This window comes from Wenzhouxiangella sediminis, assembly GCF_003410055.1.
In the GTDB taxonomy this organism is placed as follows: domain Bacteria; phylum Pseudomonadota; class Gammaproteobacteria; order Xanthomonadales; family Wenzhouxiangellaceae; genus Wenzhouxiangella; species Wenzhouxiangella sediminis.
On record NZ_QUZK01000002.1, the window covers coordinates 51,551 to 74,098 of the forward strand.

20 protein-coding genes are annotated in these 22,548 nt (G+C 68.2%); 15 read left to right on the forward strand and 5 right to left on the reverse strand.

The annotated features are described in order from the left end of the window. Positions 1-52 precede the first annotated feature (52 nt). Positions 53-1,621, forward strand: a complete 1,569-nt coding sequence (locus DZC52_RS00225; protein WP_116649109.1) for a M20/M25/M40 family metallo-hydrolase — start codon at positions 53-55, stop codon at positions 1,619-1,621. Here DZC52_RS00225 and DZC52_RS00230 read toward each other — a convergent pair. Then, complete coding sequence (locus DZC52_RS00230; RefSeq protein WP_220338228.1) at positions 1,585-2,778, reverse strand: NnrS family protein; 1,194 nt, start codon at positions 2,776-2,778, stop codon at positions 1,585-1,587. The genes DZC52_RS00225 and DZC52_RS00230 overlap by 37 nt on opposite strands. A gap of 52 nt (positions 2,779-2,830) precedes the next feature. On the opposite strand from DZC52_RS00230, the gene DZC52_RS00235 reads away from it, so the two are divergent. Genes DZC52_RS00235 through DZC52_RS00245 form a run of 3 tightly spaced genes read left to right on the forward strand, consistent with a single transcriptional unit; the run spans position 2,831 to position 4,759 of the window. Beyond that, positions 2,831-3,118 carry a hypothetical protein gene (locus DZC52_RS00235; RefSeq protein WP_116649111.1) on the forward strand — a complete coding sequence of 96 codons (288 nt, stop codon included), beginning with the start codon at positions 2,831-2,833 and terminating at the stop codon, positions 3,116-3,118. A gap of 16 nt (positions 3,119-3,134) precedes the next feature. Then, complete coding sequence (ilvA, locus tag DZC52_RS00240) at positions 3,135-4,370, forward strand: threonine ammonia-lyase (protein ID WP_220338229.1); 1,236 nt, start codon at positions 3,135-3,137, stop codon at positions 4,368-4,370. 26 nt (positions 4,371-4,396) lie between these two features. Further along, a complete protein-coding gene (locus DZC52_RS00245) occupies positions 4,397-4,759 on the forward strand; it encodes a DUF488 domain-containing protein (RefSeq protein ID WP_116649113.1) in 363 nt (120 codons plus the stop codon). 36 nt (positions 4,760-4,795) lie between these two features. Here DZC52_RS00245 and DZC52_RS00250 read toward each other — a convergent pair whose 3' ends face one another. Then, complete coding sequence (locus tag DZC52_RS00250; RefSeq protein WP_116649114.1) at positions 4,796-5,113, reverse strand: hexameric tyrosine-coordinated heme protein; 318 nt, start codon at positions 5,111-5,113, stop codon at positions 4,796-4,798. A 108-nt stretch (positions 5,114-5,221) separates the two neighbouring features. Continuing rightward, the gene (locus DZC52_RS00255; RefSeq protein ID WP_116649115.1) at positions 5,222-5,527 is read right to left on the reverse strand and encodes a zinc-finger domain-containing protein; all 306 of its coding nucleotides are present in this window, start codon (positions 5,525-5,527) and stop codon (positions 5,222-5,224) included. 162 nt (positions 5,528-5,689) lie between these two features. Here DZC52_RS00255 and ubiM point away from each other — a divergent pair, with 162 nt between their 5' ends. Genes ubiM through DZC52_RS00270 form a run of 3 tightly spaced genes read left to right on the forward strand, consistent with a single transcriptional unit; the run spans position 5,690 to position 8,736 of the window. Then, entirely contained in the window at positions 5,690-6,904 is a 1,215-nt protein-coding gene (ubiM, locus tag DZC52_RS00260) for a 5-demethoxyubiquinol-8 5-hydroxylase UbiM (protein WP_116649116.1), read from the forward strand. Further along, positions 6,901-7,488, forward strand: coding sequence for an NAD(P)H-dependent oxidoreductase (locus DZC52_RS00265; protein ID WP_116649117.1), 588 nt, complete (start codon positions 6,901-6,903; stop codon positions 7,486-7,488). Before ubiM ends, DZC52_RS00265 begins: the two co-directional genes overlap by 4 nt. 18 nt (positions 7,489-7,506) lie before the next feature. Further along, positions 7,507-8,736, forward strand: a complete 1,230-nt coding sequence (locus DZC52_RS00270; RefSeq protein WP_116649118.1) for a cation:proton antiporter — start codon at positions 7,507-7,509, stop codon at positions 8,734-8,736. On the opposite strand, the gene DZC52_RS00275 is transcribed toward DZC52_RS00270, so the two are convergent. Further along, positions 8,724-10,037: an META domain-containing protein gene (locus DZC52_RS00275; RefSeq protein ID WP_116649119.1), complete on the reverse strand. Its 1,314-nt coding sequence runs from the start codon at positions 10,035-10,037 to the stop codon at positions 8,724-8,726. The two genes, DZC52_RS00270 and DZC52_RS00275, sit on opposite strands and share 13 nt — an antisense overlap. A 95-nt stretch (positions 10,038-10,132) precedes the next feature. On the opposite strand from DZC52_RS00275, the gene DZC52_RS00280 reads away from it, so the two are divergent. The 8 genes from DZC52_RS00280 to DZC52_RS00315 all read left to right on the forward strand — a co-directional run bounded on the left by DZC52_RS00280 (position 10,133) and on the right by DZC52_RS00315 (position 21,767). After that, positions 10,133-11,572 (forward strand): FAD-binding oxidoreductase, encoded by a 1,440-nt coding sequence (locus DZC52_RS00280; RefSeq protein WP_116649129.1) that lies wholly within the window; start codon positions 10,133-10,135, stop codon positions 11,570-11,572. Continuing rightward, on the forward strand, positions 11,572-12,837 hold the full coding sequence (locus tag DZC52_RS00285; RefSeq protein ID WP_116649120.1) for an FAD-dependent oxidoreductase: 1,266 nt from the start codon (positions 11,572-11,574) through the stop codon (positions 12,835-12,837). Before DZC52_RS00280 ends, DZC52_RS00285 begins: the two co-directional genes overlap by 1 nt. Positions 12,838-12,914: 77 nt before the next feature. Continuing rightward, a complete protein-coding gene (locus tag DZC52_RS00290) occupies positions 12,915-13,520 on the forward strand; it encodes an ECF-type sigma factor (RefSeq protein ID WP_116649121.1) in 606 nt (201 codons plus the stop codon). Continuing rightward, on the forward strand, positions 13,510-15,999 hold the full coding sequence (locus DZC52_RS00295; RefSeq protein ID WP_116649122.1) for a serine/threonine-protein kinase: 2,490 nt from the start codon (positions 13,510-13,512) through the stop codon (positions 15,997-15,999). Before DZC52_RS00290 ends, DZC52_RS00295 begins: the two co-directional genes overlap by 11 nt. An 80-nt stretch (positions 16,000-16,079) precedes the next feature. Then, a complete protein-coding gene (locus DZC52_RS00300; RefSeq protein ID WP_116649123.1) occupies positions 16,080-17,909 on the forward strand; it encodes a right-handed parallel beta-helix repeat-containing protein in 1,830 nt (609 codons plus the stop codon). Positions 17,910-18,121: 212 nt separating this feature from the next. Beyond that, complete coding sequence (locus DZC52_RS00305; protein ID WP_116649124.1) at positions 18,122-19,666, forward strand: tail fiber domain-containing protein; 1,545 nt, start codon at positions 18,122-18,124, stop codon at positions 19,664-19,666. Positions 19,667-19,701: 35 nt separating this feature from the next. Then, a complete protein-coding gene (locus DZC52_RS00310; RefSeq protein ID WP_147307560.1) occupies positions 19,702-20,187 on the forward strand; it encodes a YajG family lipoprotein in 486 nt (161 codons plus the stop codon). A gap of 98 nt (positions 20,188-20,285) precedes the next feature. Then, positions 20,286-21,767: a UbiD family decarboxylase gene (locus DZC52_RS00315; RefSeq protein ID WP_116649126.1), complete on the forward strand. Its 1,482-nt coding sequence runs from the start codon at positions 20,286-20,288 to the stop codon at positions 21,765-21,767. A gap of 1 nt (position 21,768) precedes the next feature. Here DZC52_RS00315 and DZC52_RS00320 read toward each other — a convergent pair. Further along, positions 21,769-22,548, reverse strand: a 780-nt coding sequence (locus DZC52_RS00320) for a hypothetical protein (RefSeq protein WP_220338230.1), incomplete at its 5' end; no start/stop codon positions are given.

Genomic DNA, 22,548 nt, shown 5'->3' on the forward strand with positions numbered 1-22,548 from the left:
ACGCCCATTCGGGCGAACGCCCCCACTCTTCAACGATCGAGGAAAGCCGCTGGTGACCCGCCTTTTTCCGAGACTGATCATCCTCGCATGGGGACTGAGTGCCGCCATCGCCCTGGCCGGGGACGACCGCGCCGGAATTCGTCCGGCTTACGAGTTCGACACGCAAGAGGCTTTCGATTCCGGGCAGATCCCCGCCTACGCGGGCGCGCACGATGCCGTCCACGACCGCATCGATGCCGATATCGAGCGGCACATCGGCGAGCTTCAGCGCTGGGTGCGTCAGCGCTCGATCAGCGCGCAGGACGACGGCATCGACGCCATGGCCGGAATGCTCGCCGGCGACCTGCGCCGACTCGGCTTCGCCGAGGTCGACATCGTCGAAACCGACGGTCATCCGGGGGTGTTCGGGCACTACGATGCCGGCGCGGAGAAGACCCTGGTCGTCTACATGATGTACGACGTCCAGCCGGTCGAAGACAATTGGCAGATCGACGATCCCTTTGCCGGTGAGCTGGTCGAAACCGAGCTGGGCACGGTCCTGATGGCGCGCGGCGCCACCAACCAGAAAGGCCCCGAGCGGGCGTTTCTCAACGCGCTCGACGCGATCATCGCGACCGAGGGCACGCTGCCCGTCAATCTCTACGTCGTGGCCGAGGGCGAGGAGGAGCTGGGATCGACCCATTTCGACCAGGTCCTGGCCCCCTACGCGGATCGCCTGCGCGAGGCCGACGGCGCGTATTTTCCGATGAACCTGCAGGGCAGCGGCGGCTCGGTATCGCTCAACCTGGGCGTCAAGGGCATCGTTTACTTCGAGCTGCGCTCGGCCGGCGGCGACTGGGGCGGCCCGCGCGATAACGAGATTCACGGCTCCTACAAGGCCGTCGTCGACGCTCCGGCACTGAGGCTGGTCAACGCCATCGCTTCGATGACTTCCGCCGACGGCAACACGGTGCTCATCGACGGCTGGTACGAAGGCCTGCGCGGGCCGACGCCGGAAGAACAGCGGCTGATCAACGGTATGGTCGAACGCGACGCTTTCGCCGGACTTCAGGAATCGCTCGGCGTCGAGCGCTGGGTGCAGGACCTGGAATCGCGGGATCTCGTGCTGCGCTACCTGTTCGAGCCGACGCTCAACATCAACGGCATCTGGTCGGGCTACACGGGCGAGGGCGGCAAGACGATCCTGCCGCAGGTCGCCACCGCCAAGATCGACTCCCGCTTGCCGCCCGGACGCGAGCCCGAGCAGGTCTGGCGCATGATTCGCGATCACCTGGATCGCCACGGCTACGCCGACCTGGAGATCGTCCAGATCGAAGGTCGCGGCTATCCGGCGGCAAGCACCTCCGTGGAATCCGGGCTGGTGCGCACCGCCATTTCGGTGTTCAACCGATACGGTCACCCGCCCGCGGTGTCCCCTTGGCTGGCGGGCAGCGCGCCCTTCTACCAGTTCACCGATCACCTCGACCTGCCGTTCGTGTTCGGCGGGCTCGGTCACGGCGCCGGCGCGCACGCGCCCGACGAGTTCATGCTCATTCATCCGGCCGAAGGCGTGCATGCGGCCGGGCTCGCCGAGGTCGAGAAGTTCTACGCCGACCTGCTGTTCGCCTTCGCCGAGGGCTGAGCCGGGCCGCGCTCGAGCGACAGCACGACGAAGGTCGTCAGCAGGCCGGTGCTCCAGCAGGCCGCGGCCAGCAGCAAGGAGCCGGGGCTGCCGGCCCCGAAGAGCCTGGCCAGCGCCGCCACGGCCATCAGGATGGTCGTCGCCACCAGCCAGCAAGCGCGGGCCGTCGGATCGATCCTCAAGCGGAGTAATCGAGTGCGCAGCATGATGATGCTTGTCAGCGTGCCGAGTGCGCCGACGGTAATCGCGTGCGTTGCCGTGGCGGGCGCCAGCCCCAGGTCGAAGCCGCGGCTCGCGCCCAGGAGGATCAGTCCGGCGCCGAGCCAGGCGTAACCCGGGCCCAGGCAGAAAAGGTCGGTCCGGCCCGCGCACTCCCAGAGACGCCAGCGCAGCAGCCTCACGATCGCCAGAGCCCCGGCGACGACCAGCAGCAGGCCGTGAACGAGGCCCAGGGCCGGAACCGGTCCGGTGACTGCCGCGCCGATCATCGACAGTAGAATCGCCCCCTCGATGCGCGGCTGCACACGTGCTTCCAGGCTTCCGCCGCGACGTTCGATGGCCCCGGCCGCTGCCGGAGCGATCAGACGCCCGCCGAAGAACAGCATCAGCACGGCGAACAGCACGACCGCCTCGCCCAGTATGAGGTACAGCACGAATCCGCCGCCCCGGGCCAGCACCAGATGAAAGGCGGCCGCGCAGGCGCACAGCGCGATGACCAGGGGCCCGGTCAGTCGGTTGCGCCATTTCTTGGCCGCCTTCATGAAGCGCGGCGCGGCGGTCGCGGCCAGCACGGCGGCGAAGCCGATGTTGCTCACCGCCGCCAGCAGGCTTTCGGGCACAAACAAGAAGGCCAGGCGAGCGGTCAGCCACAGCCCCAGCAGCAGCGCCAGCCGCGGCCACTCGACGCGGTTGACCAGGAAGCCGCAGACCACCGCCAGCGCGTAGCCGAACAGCAGCTCGTGAGCATGCCCGGCCACGGTACGCAGGCCGGGCGGCGCCGGCATCAATCCGGTCCAGGCGGCGGCGAAGATCGGAACGACGAGCGCCCCGTACAGAGCCGCCAGCGGAAAGAACCAGGTTTCGGTGATGACACGCGGAGCGGTGCCGGCCCACGCGCTCGAGCGCCCGGTCTCGGAGGTTTCTGCCATAATATGCATTCTACATACTTTATTGGGTTGCCGGCCTGTCGGCGCCCCGGGAGCAAGCAACATGACCCACCTGACCAATCCCCGCTTCAAGGCCTGGGAGTGCGTCGGCTGCGGTCGCATCGAAGCGCCCCAGCCCTGCCTGGGCATCTGCCAGGATCGCGCCGTCGAGTTGGTTCATGCCGACGACTACGAGCGGCTGCAGGCAGACAATCGCCAGATGCGCGAACTGATCCTGCGCCTGGCACGCACCAGCCCGCGAGAAGGTCAGTGGGAGGCGGGCTATCGGGCGCTGCAGAGTCGAGCGCTGGATCTGCTCGATCGGCTCGAGCGGCAGGACGCGCCGAATTGATGCCAGAATGACGGCCATGGCCATCGAACTGGCACTATCCGACCTGCAGGTCGCGAGTGAACGCATTCGCGGTCAGGTCGTGCGAACGCCCTTGACCGGCAGTGAGCGCCTGTCCGAACGCATCGGCGCGCCGCTGTCTCTCAAGCACGAGAACCTGCAGCTGACCGGCTCGTTCAAGATCCGCGGCGCCAGCAACAAGCTCGCCAGGCTGAACGACGGTGCCGACCGCCCGGCCGGCGTGGTGGCCGCTTCGGCAGGCAATCACGCCCAGGCGGTGGCCCACGCCGCCCGGCGCTTCGGGCTGCCGGCCACGGTGGTCATGCCCGAGACCGCGCCGATGACGAAGGTCGACGCCTGCCGGGCGTTGGGCGCGCGCATCGAGCAGGTCGGCACCAGCCTCGAGGAAGCCACCGGACGCGCGCATGAACTGAGTGAGCGCGAGGGGTTGGCGTTCATTTCGCCCTACGACGACTGGGACATCATTGCCGGTCAGGCCAGCTGCGGCCTGGAGATGCTCGAGGATCTGCCCGGGATGACGGCCTGTGTCGTGCCCCTCGGAGGCGGCGGCCTGCTTTCGGGTATTGCGCTCGCGCTGAAGCTGCAGCGCCCCGACATTCGCCTGATCGGCGTGCAGGCCGATGCGGTCGCGCCCTGGCGGCATTTTCTCGCCGACGGCGGCTTCGAGGCCATCGATCCGCGGGCGCGCACGATCGCCGACGGCATCAGCGTCAAGGCACCCGGCAAGCTCACCCGCCAGGTCATTGCCGAACACGTCGACGAGATCGTCACCGTCGACGACAACGCGATCGCAAGCGCCATCGTGACCCTGCTGGAGAGCACGCGCACGATCGCCGAAGGCGGCGGCGCGGTCGCCCTTGCGGCGCTGCTGGAGGATCGCATCGCGGTTTCCGGCGACGATCGGGTGGCCTGCGTGATCTCCGGCGGTAATATCGACATGGCCCTGGTGGGCCGCTCCATCGACTACGGCCTGAATGCCAGCGGGCGCTTGCTGAGCGTCGCCGTGACCCTGCCGGACCGGCCGGGCAGTCTGGCCGGACTGATCGATGAAGTGGCCTCGCTCGGCATGAACGTCCGCGAGGTCCGCCACCGCCGGGGCGAGGTGCATGTGCCGGTGGGGTTTACCGAGATCACGCTTGAACTCGAGACGCGCGATGCCGGGCACCAGGCCGAATTGTTCGAACGGCTGGCCGGAAAGGGGATCGGTGTGCGTGTGCTTGGCGCGTCAGATTGACACTGCATCACGATGAAGGCTCCACGATGAGTGACCGCATTCGCATCCAGCGCATCTACGACCATGATCAGGACACGACCGGCACGCGCGTGCTGGTCGACCGCGTCTGGCCGCGCGGCGTCTCCAAGGACGATGCCAACCTGGATCACTGGTACAAGGAACTCGCGCCCTCGAGCGAACTCCGAAAGTGGTTCGGCCACGATCCCAAGTTGTGGGCAGCCTTCAAGCAGAAATACCGCAAGGAATTGAAGGACGACGACAAGCGTGAGCAGTTAAGGGAACTGGCCGAAATGGCCGGCTCGGATGGGCTGGTGCTGCTCTACGGCGCGAAGGACACGGAGCACAACCAGGCGGTCGTGCTCCGTGAAGTGCTCGAGGAAATTCTCTGATGGGTGAAGTCCACGCAAATCTACTGCGCGTGGACTTCAATCCTTCCAGTAGTCGTTGGCTGCCGCGATGGTCTGGAAATGCACCGCGACCACGTGCGAGGCGGCGATCAGGTCCTCGGCGTCCTCGGAGTATTCGGGCCGCTGATCGAACAGCACTTCCTTGTTCGGCTGTGTCGCCACCACGGCCCGGCGGGCCAGCTTCACGGCCAGGTCGAAGCCTTCGGCCGGCGTGCCGGTGATCAGGCTGAGGGCGTCCTCGCTTTGCCCGGCTGGTGAGTTCGCCGGTTCCTGGGCCGACAGCGGGCCCATGGCCAACAGGCCGGCCAACAGGACGACTATTCTCCAGTTCTTCATTATGCTTCTCCTCAGAATGATGGCTGCGAGATATTACATGCGGGTTGCATGCATGATTCGCAAGCCGGCCCCTGGAGAAGACCGCGTGGGCTGCTGCGGGTGGCTGGGTCAGCCCTGCTGGCTGCGCTCATCGCGCACGCGCTGCTGGGCGCGGCGGAAAGCGTCCTCGATTTCGGAATTGTCGAACATGGGCATCGGCGCGTCCGGGTCGGGATCGCGCAGCACGAACACCGCGCCACAGTATTCGCAGGCCTCGCGGCCGGAACGATGCACGGGCACGTAGACGCGCGGGTGGGCGTTCCACAGCTTCATCTCGGGCGTCGGGCAAGACAGCGGCAGGTCTTCCCAGCTGACCTCGTATTCATGCTCCCGGCAGGCGGGTTGGAGTTCGCCTTCCTTGCGTTTGGCGACCATCGGGCTTTCTCCGCAGCGGATCCATTACCAGCGCCATATGGTACTCGCTTGAAGGCGCCGGTGGTGACGGCGGACCGCCATCGGCGGCCTGATCGATGTCAAATCAACGCTCCCAGCGGCGTGATAGTTTGATCGTCATAAGTGAAGCGGAGCGAGAGCGACATGAAAATCGACGTAGCCATCGTCGGTGCCGGCCCGGCCGGCCTTTGCCTGGCCCGTGCCCTCGACGGCATGGGTCTCGAAATCCGATTGTTCGACGGTAGCTCCGGGGAGTCCCTGGCCGACCCGGCCGAGGACGGGCGGGAGATCGCGCTGACCCACGCCTCGCAGGCCGTGCTGGAGCGCCTCGGTGTCTGGCAGCGGCTGGATTCCGATGCGCTCAGCGATCTGCGCGATGCGGCGGTGTTCGACGGGGAGTCGGAACGCCCCATGCGTATCAGCCACGCCGACGGCGGCAGGGAACGGCTCGGCACGCTCGTCGCCAATCACCACATCCGCAAGGCCGCCTGGGACGCCGTGGCCGCTCAGGACGGGGTCGAGGTGGAGGCGGGCGTCTCCGTCGAGGGCACGGCCCTGTCAGCCGGCGGTCGCCGGCTCTCCCTGTCCGACGGGCGCTCGGTCGATGCCGAACTGGTCATCGCCGCCGATTCGCGCTTTTCCGGCCTGCGCCGGGCGGCCGGGATCGGCGCGAGAATGCGCGATTTCGGGCGCAGCATGCTGCTGGCCCGGATGCGCCTGGAGCACGACCACGAACACGTCGCCTGGGAGTGGTTCGGCTACGACCGCACCCTGGCGTTGCTGCCGCTCAACGGCCGGCGCGCCTCGGCGGTCATCACCCTGCCGCACGAGCAGGCCCGGCGGCTGTCGGAGCTCGACGAAGCCGAGTTCAACCGTGAAGTCACCGCCATGTACCGCGGACGCCTCGGCGAGATGCGCCTGGAAGGCCAACGGCATCTGTATCCGCTGGTCGGTGTCTGGCCCGACCGGCTGGTGAGCGAGCGACTGGCTGCCGTGGGCGACGCCGCCGTGGGCATGCACCCGGTCACCGCCCACGGCTTCAATCTGGGACTGACCGGCATCGACATCCTCTCCGGCGAGATGCGCGCGGCGATCGGGCGGGGCCGGCCGGTCTCCGACCCCGCCGTGCTATCGGCCTATCAGCGCCGGCACCGGATGGCCAGCCTGCCGCTGTACCTGGCGACCGCCACGGTGGTCGGGCTCTATACCGACGACCGTCTGCCGGCCCGCTTGCTGCGCCGCTCGGTGCTGCGCGTGGCCAGTCGCGTCGCGCCCTTCCGGCAGGCCGTGGCGCGTCAGCTGACCGGAAAGGGCGGCCTGCCCGGGCCGCTGGAATTCCTGCGCGGGACGCCGCCGTGAGCCGCCGCATCCTGATCATCCAGGGCCACCCCGACCCGGCCGAAGAGCACTTCGGGCACGCCCTGGCCGCGGCCTACCGCAAGGGCGCCGAGGCCGCCGGCCACAGCGTGGAAGCGGTGCGCCTGGCCGATCTCGATTACCCCATGCTCGCCAGCGAGAAGGAATGGACCGACGGCGAGTTGCCCGCATCCCTGCGCCCGGTGCAGGAGCAGATCGCCAGGGCCGATCACCTGGTTTTCTTCTTTCCGCTTTGGCTGGGCACCCTGCCGTCCCGGGTCAAGGCTTTTCTCGAGCAGGTCATGCGCCCCGGCTTCGCGTTTGCCGCCGACGCGCGAGAGGGCATTGGCGAGCGCCTGCTCAAGGGGAAGTCGGCGCGCGTGGTCATCACCATGGGCATGCCCGGGCCGGTCTATCGCTGGTTCTTCGGCGCCCATGGGTACCGCAACCTCAAACGCAATATCCTGCACTTCTGCGGCATCCGGCCCGTGCGGCGCTGTTTCGTCGGCGGCGTGGCCGGCAAGAACGATCGGGGACGCTCGCGCTGGCTCGGGCGAATCGAGGCCCTGGGCCGCAAGGGCGCCTGAACCGGCTACCCTTGCGGAATGGAAGAGCCCGTCACGCAAGCCCAAACCCTGATTACCCTCGGCGCGCTACTGCTCGGCGGCCTGGCGGTGGAGACGGTCGGCCGGCGGCTGCCGGTGCCGCGCGTGACCCTGCTGTTGATCTTCGGCTACCTGATCGGGCCCGACATGGCCGGCTTTCTCGACGCCTCGGAGGCGAAGCGGTGGTTCGAGCCGATGACCACCATCGCCCTGGTGATGGTGGGCTTTTTGATCGGCGAGAAATTTCACCCCGAGCGCATGCGCGCCTGGGGACGAACGGCCCTGGTGGTCTCGCTGGTCCAGGCCGTCGCGACCGCGGCCGTGACCACGTTCGGCCTGATGCTGCTGGGCATCGAGCCGGCCGTCGCCCTGTTGCTGGGCGGTGTGGCTTGCGCCACCGCACCGGCGGCTACCTTCGACGTCGTGCGCGAGGAATCCGCGGCCGGTCCGCTGACCGACACGCTGCTCGGCGTGGTGGCCTTCGACGATGCCTGGGCGCTGCTGATCTTCAGCCTGGCGGCTGCCGCGGTGGCCGTCATGACCGGGATGGGAGAGGGCAACGGCTTTCTGTTCCACGCCGTGCGCGAAGTCGGCGGCGCTGTACTGCTCGGCGGCGTGCTGGGCCTGTTGGCCGGCTTGCTGACGCAGCGCATCCGGCCGGGTGAGCCGACCCTGCTCGAGGCGCTGGGCATCGTGTTGCTCACCGCCGGACTGGCGACGCTCTGGAACCTGTCGTTCATTCTTGCCGCGATCACCATGGGTGCCGTCATGACCAACGTGGCCCGTCATCACCAGCGCGCCTTCCACGAGATCGAGCATATCGAGTGGCCCTTCCTGTTGTTGTTCTTCGTGCTGGCCGGGGCCTCGCTGCACGTCGATGTGCTGCTCGGCGTGGGCGTGCTCGGGTTCGCCTATGTCGCGTTGCGCGTCGTCGGCAAGATCGGCGGCGGGGTGCTGGGCGTGGCGCTGGCCGGCGGCAGCCCCACGCTCAGGCGCTGGCTGGGTCCGGCACTGCTGCCGCAGGCGGGCATCGCGCTGGGCCTGGCGCTGATCATCGAGCAGCGCTTTCCCGAAATCGACGGTTACCTGCTGACGATGGTGATCGCGGCAACCGTGATCTTCGAAATTTTCGGCCCGCCCTGCACGCGCCTGGCCCTGCGGCGCTCCGGCGAGGCAGGGCAGGCCCGGCCCGAAGATGAAGGTGAAGACGAGACGCCTTACAGTCCCTGATCCACGGCGGTGATTCGGCCCTGCGGTCCGACCAGGATCAGTTCGCCCCGGTCGCCGATGTCGAAGCGCTGGACGCCGGCCAGTAAATCGAGGAATCGCTTCTCCAGGCTCATCAGGGGTTCGCGGCAGGCCATCTTCGTGGCCGCCGCCGGACCGACCGACAAGCCTTCGCCGCTCAGTTCGTAGCCGGCCGTGTAGCGGTTGCAGGCGGCCCGGCCGGCGACGCGCCCGTCATCGTCGAACTGCAGGCTGATCTCGACCTCCTCTCCGTCTTCGATCGCGTCGGGGACCGGATCCTCAGCCAGTTGCACCACCCGCCAGGTGCTCGCGGTGAGCAGGTCGAGGGGCTTGCCGCCGCAACCGCCCAGCCGGCCGTCTTCGAACTGCATGGCCACAGTGTAGGGGTGCGGCATGCCGGTGGCCGAATCCCGGCAGAGGCTTCGCTCGAAGGCCGCCAGGATCGGGCCGTGCTCGCCGAGTCCGCGAAACCGGGTGGTTCGGCCGCTCGAGCCGGTCTGCACGATGGGCGCGGTCGTGACGGTCTGCCCGTAGTCGCTGGTCAGCTCGATCAGTTTCTCGCCGATCTCGACGCGCCATCCGGGCTCGTTGCCGCCCCCGGAAACCGGTGCGGACAGGGGCTCCAGCCGCCGGCAGTCGCGGACCGCTTCGTCGCCGCGGAGGAGCAGGATTTCTCCGCCCTTTTCGTGAATGCCCAACTGCGACTCGCCGCCGGCGCGATAACGGACCCCCGAAGCCGCCGGGACCTGTTCGACGCTGTGCAGCTGGCCGTCGACGGCCAGGAACAGGTGCTCGTCGACCGCTCCGAACATCACTTCGGTGCCACCGCACTGCCAGGCCTGGCCGAAGCCGGCTGCAATCGGCTCGTGCAGACGCACTTCACCCAGTTCGGCGCGTCCATCCTCCGGCATGACGAGGACCGGCCCGGTCAGTCTGAGCAGCTCGTCGCCCACCAGCACGGCCGCGCTCAGCTCGTAGATCGAGGGGGCATTACTCTCGGGCTGGACCGAAAAGCCGAGCGGGACCGGAACCTGGCGCCCTTCGAGGCGGGTGCTGAATCGCGTCAGCGACTTGCGCCCGTCGGGGCCGACGGCGTCGACGGCAACCAGCATTTCGGCGTCGCCGGGCAGCGCGATCCGCTCGGGATAGAACAGCTGGGCTTCCACGAAAAAGGGGTCGGGGGCCTCGGCCCCGGCCGCCTCATCGTCCGAGCGCATGTCGACCGTCCAGGTGCAGCCGACCAGCCAGAGGATCACGGGAAACAGGGCGAACAGTCTTTTCATCGTCAGGCCTTCGTGGACGCGGTCATGTCAGTGATGACCATGATAGGCGCGCCAGGTTCAGGGGGATGGCCGCTTCCGTCTGCGATAATGCGGGCATGGACATTACCGCGCGTTCCGGTCTGCTCGAAGCCTTCTCCCGCGTGCTGGGGCAATCGGGTGTCGTCCGGGACGCGGCCGACCTCGACCGATACACGGCGGAGCCGCGCGGGCGCTACCACGAACGACCGCTGGCGGTGCTTCGCCCGGCCAGCACCCAGGAAGTGGCCGCGATCGTCTTGCTGTGCCGCGAGCATGGCGTGGCGATCGTGCCGCAGGGCGGCAATACCGGACTGGTCGGGGGGCAGAGCATCGACCGGCCCGAGCACGAGGTCATCCTGAGCCTGGAGCGAATGCGCTCAATCCGCGAGGTCGACGCCGACGGCGCCAGCCTGATCGCCGAGGCCGGCTGCACCCTGGCCACCGCGCAGGCCGCCGCCGAGTCCGTCGGCCTGCTGTTCCCCATGAGCCTGGCCTCGGAGGGTACGGCGACCATCGGCGGCAACATCGCGACGAATGCCGGGGGGCACCTGACCGTTCGCTACGGCAACATGCGCCGGCAGGTGCTGGGCCTCGAGGTCGTGCTTGCCGACGGCCGCGTGCTCGACGGCCTGACCTCGCTGAGAAAGGACAACAGCGGCTACGACCTCAACCAGCTCTTCATCGGGTCGGAGGGCACCCTGGGGATCATCACCGCCGCCTCGCTCAATCTCGTCTCGATGCCGCGACAGAGCATGACGGCCTTCATCGGCGTGCACGACCTGCCCGCCACCCTGACTCTGTTGCGCCTGCTGCGAAACCATCTGGGCGAGACCGTCTCGGCGCTGGAACTGATGCCGCGACTGGCGCTGGACTTCGTGCTCGACTACCTGCCCGATGCCCACGATCCGCTGGTGCGCGCGTATCCCTGGTACCTGCTGCTCCAGTGCGACACGGCGGTCGCCGGCGACTGGCTGCAGGATGCCTGCGTGCAGGCCCTCGAGCGTGCCGCCGACGAGGGCGTGGCGGCGGATGCCGTCGTCGCCGGCGACGACACCCGGGCGAACAGCCTCTGGCGGCTGCGCGAGGCGATCTCGCCGGCGCAGAAGACCGGCGGCGTCAGCCTCAAGCACGACATCTCGGTCCCGGTGGCGACCATCCCGGAATTCGTCGCCGAAACCTGTGCCGCCCTCGAGCGGCAGGTGCCCGGCATCCGGCCCTGCGTGTTCGGGCACATCGGCGACGGCAACCTGCACTTCAACCTGAGCCAGCCCGAAGACATGGCCGCCGATGCCTTTCGGGCCCTGGAGGGTGACTGCAACCGCATCGTATTCGACGCCGTCGTCCGTCACCGCGGCTCGATCGCCGCCGAGCACGGCATCGGCCGGCTGCGCGCAGGCGAGCTGGCGCGGCGGGGCGATGCCGTGCGCCTCGACCTGATGCGGCGCCTCAAGCGGGCCCTCGATCCCGACGACCTGCTCAATCCGGGCAAGGTGCTGGCGCCCGGCGAGTCCGGGTGATGGCCAGGCGAGTGCTCGTGATCGGCGGCGGTGTCGTGGGGGCGACCACGGCGCTGGCCCTGGCCGAGCGCGATTTCGAAGTCACGCTCATCGACAAGCGTGACCGCCTCGCCGACGACACCAGTCATGCCAACGGCGGTGGGGTCACGCCGCTGCATTCCGAACCCTGGAACGGCCCGGGACTGGCCACCAGCCTGTTCTCCTATCTCGGCCGCGGCGACGCCCCCTGGCAGCTGCCCCTGGGCAGCTTGCCCTCGCTGGGCGGCTGGGGCCTGCGCTTCCTGGCCCAGTCCAGGTCGTCGCGCTTTGCGGCCAATGCCCGAGCCAACATCCGACTGGGCCTGTACTCGCTCGATCGCATGCGCGCTTGGCGATCCCGCTACGGATTCGAATACGCGCAGACGACGGCCGGGTCCATGCAGCTGTACTTTTCGCGGCCAGCGCTGGACCGGGCGCTCACCACGCGCCGCCGGCTGATCGAGGGGCTCGGCGAGGTCGAACCGCTTGCCGCCGACGAAGCCGTCGCCCGCGAACCCGCGCTGACGCCGGTGGCCGAGCGGCTCGCCGGTGCGCTGTTCTATTCCCGTCACGAATCCGGCGATGCGGCGCGGTTCGCGCGCTGCGCGGCCGCCGAGGCCGAACGCCAGGGGGCGCAGATGAGGCTGGGCAAAGCGGTAAGCCGCATCGTCTGCGACCAGGGCCGATTCAAGGCGGTGGCCGTCGCCGGGGGATCGATCGAGGCGGATGCCTGCGTGATCGCCGCCGGGCCCGAGACGCCGCGCCTGCTGGCGCCGCTCGGCCTGCGCGTTCCGATCCGACCCGTCCGCGGGTACTCGGCCAGCTTCGAGCTCGACGACGCCGGGGCGTTGCCGAAACTCCCGCTGCTCGATACCGCGCGCCGCTTCGTGACCCTGCGCCTGGGCGAGCGCGGCCTGAGGGTCGCCGGCCTGGCGGATTTCGCCGGGCATCGCCGCGCCATTCCCCCGGCGCGAATGGACGTCCTGCTCGACAGCGCGCGGAATCTCCTGCCCGCCCTGGCGGACCGGCTCACCCCGGCGGCCGGCCGCCTCTGGGCGGGCCTGCGGCCGGTTACGCCCGACGGACGAGCGCTGTTGGGTGAAACGCGGATCGGGGGCTTGTACCTGAATGCCGGGCACGGCCCGATGGGCTGGACCATGGCTTGCGGCTCGGCCGAACTGATCGCCGATCTCGTCCTGGCTCGCAGTCCTGCGATCGATCCGGCGCCATTTCGCCCGGCACGCTGAACGACGGTAGAAATCGCCCTGGATCCGTTGGATACTTGCGGCTCGCGGGTGGGGAGCCCGGCCACGGATTGCCCAGGATGTCCAGCAGCAGCCCAGAGGATGACGTCGTCATCGGCGAGCTCACCGTCCTGTTGTCGCGAGTGCGCGCCGGTGAGCATGAAGCATTCGATCGCCTGTTCTCGCTGGCCTATCGGCAACTGCATCGCATGGCGCGCCAGCGCATGCTGGCGTCCGGCCCTCAAATGACCCTGGACACGACGGGTCTTCTGCACGAGACCTATCTGAAGCTCTCCGGCGGCAGGATGCAGGACCTGCGCGATGGCGGTCACTTCCTGGCGGTGGCTGCGCGCGCCATGCGCCAGGTCATCATCGACTTTGCCCGTCGCCGGCGGGCCGACAAGCGCGGCGGCAAACAGTGCATGGTGACACTCGACTGCGAGCGCATCGCCGTGGCTGATCAGGCAGAGCGTCTGTTCGATCTGGATCGCCAGCTGGATGTGCTGGCTCGCCAGGATCCGCGCCTGGTCCAGGTGATCGAGTGCCGGTTCTTCGCGGGCCTGAACGAGCAGGAAACGGCCGTCGCCCTGGATACTTCGGTCAGCACGGTACAGCGCGACTGGGTTCGCGCGCGCGCCTGGTTTGCAGGTCAGCGTGACAGCGAGCAGACCCGCGATGGCGCTTGACGACGCCGACTGGCGGCGGCTCGACGGCGCGTTGAGCGATTGCCTGGCGCTGCCCGCGGGCGAGCGAGAGGCCGAGCTGGAGCGCCGCCTGGGCGACCGCCCAGAGCTGCTCGCCGCCGCGATCGAGGCGCTTCGCGCCGATGCCGAGCCACCGTCGATCGGGTCGATGGCGCCGCAGTTGCTCGAATCCATGGGCCTCGATCTCGACCGGCGCGAAGACGAGCACTGGCGCGCGCGCCGACTCGGTCCCTGGGAAATCGGACCGCGCATCGCTTCCGGCGGCATGGGCTCGGTTTATCACGGCCGCCGCGCAGACGGCGCCTTCGAGCGCGAGGTGGCCGTCAAGCTGCTGCCCCTGTCGCTGCAGGACGAGGACATGGTGCGCCGCTTCGAGAAGGAGCGTGCGATCGCCGCGCGACTGAATCATCCCGGCATCGCCCGCCTGCTCGACGGCGGCACGGCCGAAGACGGTTCGCCCTGGCTGGTGCTCGAACACATCGACGGGCAGCCCATCGACGCCTGGAGTGACCAACGATCGCTCGGGATTCGGGCGCGTATCGAGCTGCTGCTGCAGGTCTGCGAGGCGGTCCAGTTCGCCCACTGCAACTTGATCGTTCACCGCGACCTCAAGCCGGCCAATATCCTCGTCGACGCCGAAGGGCGGGTGCGCCTGCTCGATTTCGGCATCGCCCGACTGCTGGCCGATATCGACCCGGAAGGCGCCACCGCGCCGTTGGGCGCGCGCCTCACGCCCGACTACGCCGCGCCCGAACAGTTCACCGGCGAGGCCGTGACCGCGGCCACCGACGTCTACGCCCTGGGCTGCCTGCTCTATCGCCTACTGGCCGGGCGCGTTCCATTGTCCGTGTCCGGGCTGTCCCTGTCGGGCATGCTCGAGGCCAGCAGCGAAGCCGAGCGGCCCAGCCTGTCGTCGGTGGCCTGCGCCGGCGAGATGCCCCCGGGCGTGAAGGCGAGTGAGATCGACGCCGACCTCAACGCGATTGCCGCCTTTGCCGTCCAGCCCGAGGCCGGCCGGCGCTACGGCACGGCCAGCGATTTCGCGCAGGACCTCCGCCGCTGGCTCGATCGACTGCCGGTGCAGGCGCGGCCGGTCGGACGCTGGCGCAAGGCGCTCAAGTTCGCCCGGCGCCACCGCACCGGTCTTGGCGCTACGGTCGCCGCGTTCGTGCTGCTGGCCGTCACCGCCGGCGCGGCGCTCTACCAGGCCGACCAGGCGCGAGCGCAGCGCGACGAGGCGCAGTCGGTCGCCAGTATGCTGCAGGAACTGATGCGCCTGGCCGACCCGAATGTGGGTCTTGGCCACCAGGTCAATGCCCATGCGCTCCTGCGCGGCGTGCTCGAGCGCGCCCTGGACGAGTCGGCCGCCTCGACGCCGACCCGCATCGCGCTGCTCGAAACCGTGGCCGACGCCCTGCTGGCCTTCGAGTTGGCCGATGAGGCCCTGCGCGCCCGCCGCGAGATCCACCGCCTCGAACTGGCCAGCCGCGGCCCGAATCACCCGGAATCCCTCAGCGCGCAGCGTCACCTGGCGCTCGCCCTGCGTCAGCAGCGCGGCGACTTCGAAGCCACCGAGCGCCTGTTCGTCGACGTGCTTGAACGCCGCCGGCGGGTGCTCGGCCCCGACCACCCCGATACCGCCGAGAGTCTCTGGGACCTGGGTTTTCTCTACCTGCGTTTCAGCGACCAGGCTCATCCGGGCCGTGAACGCGCCGAAGACCTGATCGCTCAGGCCCTGGCAATCTACCGCGAGCAACTCGGCGCGGCGCATCCTTTGACCGGCCGCGTTCTGTTCGATCTGGGGCTGGCCACCGACGACGCCGATCTCAAGCTCGAGCGAATGCAGCGCGGCATCGCGATCCAGCAGGCCTCGGCAACGCCCGACGACCTGCAGCTGCTGCAGCACCAGGGAGACCTCGCCCTGGTGCTCGGCGCCGCCGGCCGGGCCGAGGAGGCCATCGCCATGGCCCGCGCCGCAGCCGAGGGCTACGTCGCCGCCCGCGGCGAGCTGCACGCCGTGTCGATCATCATGAACAACAACCTGGCCGGCCTGCTACGCGATTTCGGGCGCTACGAGGAAGCCCTGACCACCTATCGTCGCGTCGACGAGCTGGTGCGCGCAGTCGTACCCGAAGGCCACCTGCGCCGCGCCTTTTCGCTGTTCGGTCAGGGCGCGACCCTGATGGCCCTCGACCGGCCGGCCGAGGCCGAGGCGCCGCTGCGCCAGGCCATCGCCGTTTTGCGGCACAACCGCCGCGACAACCTCGAGGCCGTCACCCGAGTCGAACTCGGCGATGCCCTGAAAGCGCTGGGGCGCGAGGCCGAGGCGCGGGCCGAGTACCAACTCGCCTTGTCGCTGTGGCGCGAAAAGCTCGGCCGCGCGGCCGACGACCCCCAGGTGGCCGCGGTCGAGCAACGACTGACCGCCGGCAGCTCGGCCGTCCCGGCGGTCACTCCCTGAGTTCGCGCTGCCGCTGAAGGGAAACGGCCGCCGATTGCGTGTAACCGGACGACATCCTGAACTTCGTCCGGAAACCACCCATGAACCGATTCCACGCGACTCGCCTGCTTGCCGGTTTGCTGTTGATCTGTAGCGTGCCGCTCGCGGCGCAGAGCATCCATACCGTCGGCCCCGATGCCAACTGTGATTTCGCCAGCGCCCAGAGCGCCATCGACGCAGCCGACGACGGCGACACGATCCGGCTGATGGCAGGACCGGCCGGCAGTGGCTTCGTGGTCGCCGGCAAGGCCTTGACCCTGATTGGTGGTCGAAACAACTGCAGCTCGGGCCTGGGGAGCGGCTTCACGACCTTCGATCAGCAAGGCAGCGGCCTGGTCGCGGAGGTCCTCTACAACGCAGCGCCGGAAGAGCCGCTCAAGCGGGTCACGCTGGAGAACCTGATCATTCGCGGCGGCGGCAGCTTCGGATACTTCTCCGGCGGCATGCTGATCCGCGGCACGCCGAACCGGCTGGTGGTCGAGCTCAACAACGTCCAGGTCATCGAAAACTCGCGCACGGACGCCACTGATCATGGCGCCGGCATTCGGGTGCTGACGACGCGGGATGCCGCGCCGTCGCCCCGCGGCATCATGTTGACGATCGACGACCGCTCGCTGATCGCCAACAACCAGACGGCCGGCAAGGGCGGCGGGATTTACTGCGAGTCGACCCACGATACCAGCGATCTGCCTTTCCTGGTTTTCGTGGGCACCGGTCTGATCAGTGGCAACGAAGCCGGCTCGCACGGCGGCGGCGTTGCCGTGAACGGCTGCCGGGGTGTGGCCCTGAGAAATGGCGGGCCCGTTGCCCTGTTCTTCCCTTCCGGCGGTATCGTCAACAACACTGCCGGCGGCCGCGGCGGTGGTCTCTACGTCGAAAACGGGGGCAGTGCCACGATCCTGAATCGAAGTGAGCATGCCGCCGTGATTGCCGGTAACGAAGCCGCCAACGGCGGCGGTATTTCGGTCACGGACAGCGGTTCACTGGTGACCGTCAATGACGCCTACGTGATCGGCAATCGTGCCAATTTCGGCGGTGGTCTCGACGTGCGCGACGGGGCTCGGCTGTTCATGACGCTGGCGCAACCCTGCCGCGATCCGGTGATCGGCGACGGACAGATCCAATACCTGCCGTGCAGTGTGCTGGCTGACAACGAGGCCATCGGCGGCGGTGCGTTGCAGGTCGGCGGCCCGTCCGAGGTCCACCTTGCCGGCACCATCCTGCGCGGCAACCAGGCCACCAGCAGCGACAGCAATGGCGGCGGCAGTGCCGTGCGAGCGACCAACTCGACGATCTACGCGGACGATCCGACCGAGGTCCGGATCGAAGGGGCGCTCGTTCACGGCAACGTCGGCAGCTCCCTGTTCCGGGCCTCGAACGCGATCGACCTGCAGTTGCGGTTCACGACCGTTGACGACAATCAGACCCCGGTGCTGTTTCAGAACGCTGCGGCAACGGGCCAGACCACCGCGGTTCGCGTCCAGAGTTCGATCCTGCGTGGCACGACCTGGCGCAGCGACAGCGGTGTGGGTGCGATTTCGCTCTCGCTCGACTGCGTGCTCGGCGATGCCTTGCCGGCCGCGACCGGTGCCGACAGCCTGATCGCCTATAGCGGCGGCATCGACCCCCGGTTCATCGATGCCGATCGAACCAACTACCGCTTGCGGCCGGACTCACCGGCGATCGACTATTGCGACGACCGCCATGAAGTCCCGAGGCGAGATCTGGACTACAACCCGCGCGGTCTGACCTGGGACGGACCGCCGCTGTTTCCCGCGCCCGAAGGCGGTCTCGGGCCATGGGATCTCGGTGCCTACGAGTCGCCGGCCGCGCAGGTGGACCTGCTGTTCGGCGATCGCTTCGATCAGTAGGGCTTGTTTGCCTCCCTGGTTGGCCTCATGGCCCACCAGGCTGGCCGCTTCCTCCCGGAGCAGCGGTGATGCCCTTTCACGATCCGCGCGGATTCCCCCGAGATTCCGGCTCGAGACGATGACCTGACCTCGGTCCGAGCGCACGCTGAAGGGAAACGGCCGCCGATTGCGTGTATCCGGACGACATCCTGAAATTCGTCCGGAAACCACCCATGAACCGATTCCATGCGATCCGCCTGCTCCCGGTCCTGAGCCTGTTCGTCCTGCTGGGCCTGACCCAGTCGTTCGCCTTTGCCCAGGACAACACCATCACCTACCAGGGCCAGCTGCAGAACAACGGGCAGCCTTTCGAAGGCACCGCCAACCTGGAGTTTCGGCTGTTCGATGCCTTCGAAGACGGCAATCAGCTCGGCCTGGGCCAGACCTTCGTCAATCATCCGGTCGACGGCGGCCTGTTCCAGGTCGAACTGACCTTCACAGCCACGACCTTCGCCGCCGGCGAACGCTTTCTGGAAGTGTGGGTCAACGGTGCGCCGCTGACGCCCCGCCAGGCGGTCAGTGCGGCGCCATTGGCCCTGCATGCGCTCAACGTGCCGGATTCGGAGTCGCCGTTCAGCTTCGATCCGGTCAGCGGCGATGTCATTCATGCATCGGTCAACCAGGCCATTCGCTTCGAGCCGCGCAGCGGTTCCGAACCCCCCAATCTGGATAGTCCTTCGGTCACCATCGGGCATCCCGCCAACTCGGCCACGGCGGCCGGCTCGGCCGTACTGGGCGGGGGCGCCGAAGTCGCCCCTAACATAGCTTCGGGCGAACACAGCGTGGTGGCCGGCGGCATCAACAATCACGCCGACGGCTATCGCAGTTTCATTGGCGGCGGATCGAGCAACCAGGCCCCGACCATACTGGGGGTGGTCGGCGGCGGTGCCGAAAACACGGCAAGCGGGAACAGCAGCGTGGTCGCCGGCGGGTTCCGGAATGCTGCGGCCCATTTCATGGCAACGGTGAGCGGCGGTGCCGATAACTGCGCCGGCGGCCGATACAGTTGGGCCGGCGGACGCAATGCGATCGTGCGACCCGGCTCCGGCTCGGGCGGCCTGGCCGGCATACTTGGATCCTGCGCCAGTGCCCCTGTCAGCGGGACTGCCGACGGAGACAACGGCACCTTCATCTGGTCTGACGACCAGCCGCTCGTCGACCCATTTGTATCGTCGGGCCCACGTCAGTTCCTGGTCCGGGCCGCAGGCGGCGCCCTGTTCACCGGCAGCAGTGACGTCAACAGTCCGGCCGGCAACCGCCTGCGAGTCAACGGCACCTTGCGCGTGGATACCCTGGGCAGTGCCGGAGCGACCGCCCTGTGCCACAACGCCAACAACCAGCTGGCCAGCTGTTCTTCCAGCGCGCGCTACAAGCGAGACATCGAGAACCTGGGCTCCAGTGTCGATCTCGTCGCCGCGCTCCGACCGGTGCGATACCGCTGGATCGACGGCGGCCAGGCCGATATCGGCTTTGTCGCAGAGGAGGTGGCCGAACTGATGCCGGAGCTGATCACCCGCAACGAAGCCGGCGAAATCGAAGGCGTGCGCTACGACCGTCTCAGCGCCGTGCTGGTGGCGGCCATGCAGGAACAACGCACCGAGAGCGAACGAAGCCGAAGCGAGCTGGCCGCGCGCAATGCCGCGCTCGAGGCCCGCCTGGCCGCGCTCGAAGAGATGTTGCTGGTCGGCCGCGATCCTGCCGGCGCCGGCCAAAATTGAAACCGAATATCCAACTGGATCAGGAAAAACAGACCATGAAATCGTGCTTGCCGATCACCGTAGTGGCGTTGCTGACTCTCGCTGGCTGCGTGCATACGCCGTCCCCGGAAGGCGCCCCCGCGCCGGAACCGACCCTGAGCGGCGTGACCTTCAGCGTCAGCGGCGAAGAAAAGGGCGCGGAGGAATGCTTTGTGCGCTACGAGGTCGGCTACCCGGAAGGCATCGCGTCCACCGAGCTGGCCCTCGAGCTCGAGACCGAGATGAAGCGCGACGACGGCAGCTGGCTTGGCATCGGCTGGATGGAAGGCATCCGCGAACAGCTGCCTTCGCCCGATGCCGTCGGCCATCCCGGCGGTGGCGGGCTGCTCCACTACATCCACATGGAGGAGCTGCTGCTGGCCTGCGATCAGCTGCGCTTCCGATTCATCGTTCACGGCTGCGAGCCGGCGCCCTGTCCGCCGCTTTCGGCCGACGATCGCGGCGAGTTCGAGGTGCTTCTCGACAACCGCAGCCAGCCTTAGATCTCGAATGGCGCGGCGGGACGGCTTGACCGCCGACAAGGACTTCTGCCGCGCTGGGGCCTAGACTCCGACCCCGCTTTCATCGGTGGTCGTGAGTCTTGCCTTACCAGGATCTCAGAAGCTTTCTCGACGCGCTGCAAGGCGACGGCGAACTCGCGCGGATTTCGGAGCCGGTGGACCCGTGTCTGGAGGCCACCGCCCTGGCGCGCCATGCGCAGTCCGAAGGCGGCCCGGCCCTCCTGCTCGAGAACGTCGGTGGCAGCGATCATCCCCTGCTGCTCAACCTGTTCGGGCATCGGCGGCGCATCGAGGCGGTGCTGGGCGACCGCCCGGTTCGCGGCCTGGCGGAACTCGGTGAACTGTTGGCGCGGCTGCAGCAACCGCGGCTGCCGCGCTCGGTCCGGTCGGCGCTGTCCGACTGGCCCGAGCTGGGTCAGCTGGCGCTGGTCGCGCCGCGGCGGGTCGAGCGGGCGGCTTTTCACGAGCGGGTGCTCGAAGCGGACGAGATCGACCTGGAGCGCCTGCCGATCCAGCGCTGCTGGCCCGGCGACGCCGGGCGCCTGATCACGCTCGGTCTGGTGGTGACGAACAATGCCCGGCTGGGGCGACAGAACATCGGCATCTACCGGCAGCAGCTGATCGGGCCGAACCGCGTGATCATGCGCTGGCTGGCGCATCGTGGTGGTGCGCAGGACTTTGCCGAATGGCAGCGAACCCGGCCGGGTGAGCCCTTTCCGGTTGCGGTGGTCATCGGCGCCGATCCGGCGACCACGCTGGCGGCAGTCGCCCCGGTGCCGGACACGCTTTCGGAGTTCCAGTTCGCGGGCCTGCTGCGCGGCGCCCGCAGCCGGGTCGCGGCAGCGCCCCTGACCGGGCTGGATGTGCCGGCGGGCGCCGAGATCGTGCTCGAAGGCCATATCCACCCGGACGACACGGCCGTGGAAGGTCCCTTCGGCGATCACACCGGTCACTACAACGCGGCCGGGGTCTACCCGGTGCTGACCGTCGAGCGTGTGTCGATGCGCGAAGACGCGATCTACCAGGGCAGCTTCATGGGCAAATCGCCCCACGACGAGCCCTCGGTCCTGGCCTCGGCGCTCAATGACCTGTTCGTGCCGATCCTGCGCGGCATCTTCCCGGAAATCCGCGACTTCTACCTGCCGCCGGCGGCCTGTTCCTACCGCATTGCCCTGGTGTCGATCGACAAGCGCTATCCGGGGCATGCCCGCCGGGTGATGATGGGTGTGTGGTCCTACCTTCGGCAGTTCACCTACACCAAGTTCGTCGTCGTGGTCGATGCGGACATCGACGTGCGCGACGGCAATGAGGTGCTCTGGGCCCTGGCCAATCACGTCGATCCGGCGCGCGACAGCCTGATGGTCGAACGCACCCCGGTGGATGTGCTGGATTTTGCCTCGTCGGAGCCCGGCCTGGGGTCCAAGCTGGGCCTGGACGCCACGCGCAAGCTGCCGGGCGAGACGGACCGCGAGTGGCCTCAACCCATCGTTCCCTCCGCCGAGGTGGAACGACGGGTCGAGGCGCTCTATCGTCGGATCGCGTCCGGGCGTGGGGAGCGGTGATTCAGGGCTCGGGGTGGGCCATCAGGCCAAAGCCGCCGTCACCGACCAGGATCAATTCAAGCCCGTCCGGCCCGTCGGTCAGCCAGCCGCGGCCGCGATGGGGCGCCCCCGGCGATTCCTCGGGACGAGCGAATTCGAAATCGATCAGGCCGTGCTCACCATCAGGGGCGTCGATCCTGCCTTCGAAATGGCAGGCTCCCGGCGGTTCGTACCATGGCGACATTTCAATGCAGGCTCGTCCGCTGGCTTCAATCTCGAGCCAGGCGGTTTCGTCCGTGAGTTGGCTTTGCATTGGCACCTCCCACCGGCCAGCCAGCGCTCCGGCGTCAACCGGGGCAACCAGCGCACGCTGGTCATCGGCTGGCACCCAGGCCAACTCGAATTCATCGTCGCCGAGCTGCCAATCCAGTTCTCCGCCAGGCGCATCGCTGGGCCAGCTTCCGGATACATTGCTCCCTTCTCGCAATCCGGATTCCAAGGTCCACCAGACCCGTTCGGCTCGACCCTCGATTGCACCGGATTCCTGTGTCGGCTCGGTCCAAACCACGTGGTGGACTCGGGCGCCCGCCCACATCGGGCTCGGGATGGGATTGAAGAGCCGTTCCATTCCCCAAAGCCTCCCCTCGAGGTCGACGATGCTAGTGAACGACTCGACCATTTCGGGGTTGTCGTTCTGAATGACCTCACCAGAGTAGCGCCGGACCTCAGTCGCCTCGATCGGCGGCAGCGTGCAGTCGGACCCGACGATGCCGGCCAGGCGGTGCAGCTGCATCGAGCCTTC

What these genes read in the sequence shown, in the direction of transcription:
- DZC52_RS00270 (WP_116649118.1), top strand. Translation starts at nt 7,507, where the DNA reads ATGGAAGAGCCCGTCACGCAAGCCCAAACCCTGATTACCCTCGGCGCG.
- DZC52_RS00305 (WP_116649124.1), top strand. Translation starts at nt 18,122, where the DNA reads ATGAACCGATTCCATGCGATCCGCCTGCTCCCGGTCCTGAGCCTGTTC.
- DZC52_RS00295 (WP_116649122.1), top strand. Translation starts at nt 13,510, where the DNA reads ATGGCGCTTGACGACGCCGACTGGCGGCGGCTCGACGGCGCGTTGAGC.
- DZC52_RS00290 (WP_116649121.1), top strand. Translation starts at nt 12,915, where the DNA reads ATGTCCAGCAGCAGCCCAGAGGATGACGTCGTCATCGGCGAGCTCACC.
- DZC52_RS00275 (WP_116649119.1), bottom strand. Translation starts at nt 10,037, where the DNA reads ATGAAAAGACTGTTCGCCCTGTTTCCCGTGATCCTCTGGCTGGTCGGC.
- ilvA (WP_220338229.1), top strand. Translation starts at nt 3,135, where the DNA reads ATGGCCATCGAACTGGCACTATCCGACCTGCAGGTCGCGAGTGAACGC.
- DZC52_RS00235 (WP_116649111.1), top strand. Translation starts at nt 2,831, where the DNA reads ATGACCCACCTGACCAATCCCCGCTTCAAGGCCTGGGAGTGCGTCGGC.
- DZC52_RS00255 (WP_116649115.1), bottom strand. Translation starts at nt 5,527, where the DNA reads ATGGTCGCCAAACGCAAGGAAGGCGAACTCCAACCCGCCTGCCGGGAG.
- DZC52_RS00300 (WP_116649123.1), top strand. Translation starts at nt 16,080, where the DNA reads ATGAACCGATTCCACGCGACTCGCCTGCTTGCCGGTTTGCTGTTGATC.
- DZC52_RS00250 (WP_116649114.1), bottom strand. Translation starts at nt 5,113, where the DNA reads ATGAAGAACTGGAGAATAGTCGTCCTGTTGGCCGGCCTGTTGGCCATG.
- ubiM (WP_116649116.1), top strand. Translation starts at nt 5,690, where the DNA reads ATGAAAATCGACGTAGCCATCGTCGGTGCCGGCCCGGCCGGCCTTTGC.
- DZC52_RS00285 (WP_116649120.1), top strand. Translation starts at nt 11,572, where the DNA reads ATGGCCAGGCGAGTGCTCGTGATCGGCGGCGGTGTCGTGGGGGCGACC.
- DZC52_RS00245 (WP_116649113.1), top strand. Translation starts at nt 4,397, where the DNA reads ATGAGTGACCGCATTCGCATCCAGCGCATCTACGACCATGATCAGGAC.
- DZC52_RS00280 (WP_116649129.1), top strand. Translation starts at nt 10,133, where the DNA reads ATGGACATTACCGCGCGTTCCGGTCTGCTCGAAGCCTTCTCCCGCGTG.
- DZC52_RS00230 (WP_220338228.1), bottom strand. Translation starts at nt 2,778, where the DNA reads ATGCATATTATGGCAGAAACCTCCGAGACCGGGCGCTCGAGCGCGTGG.
- DZC52_RS00310 (WP_147307560.1), top strand. Translation starts at nt 19,702, where the DNA reads ATGAAATCGTGCTTGCCGATCACCGTAGTGGCGTTGCTGACTCTCGCT.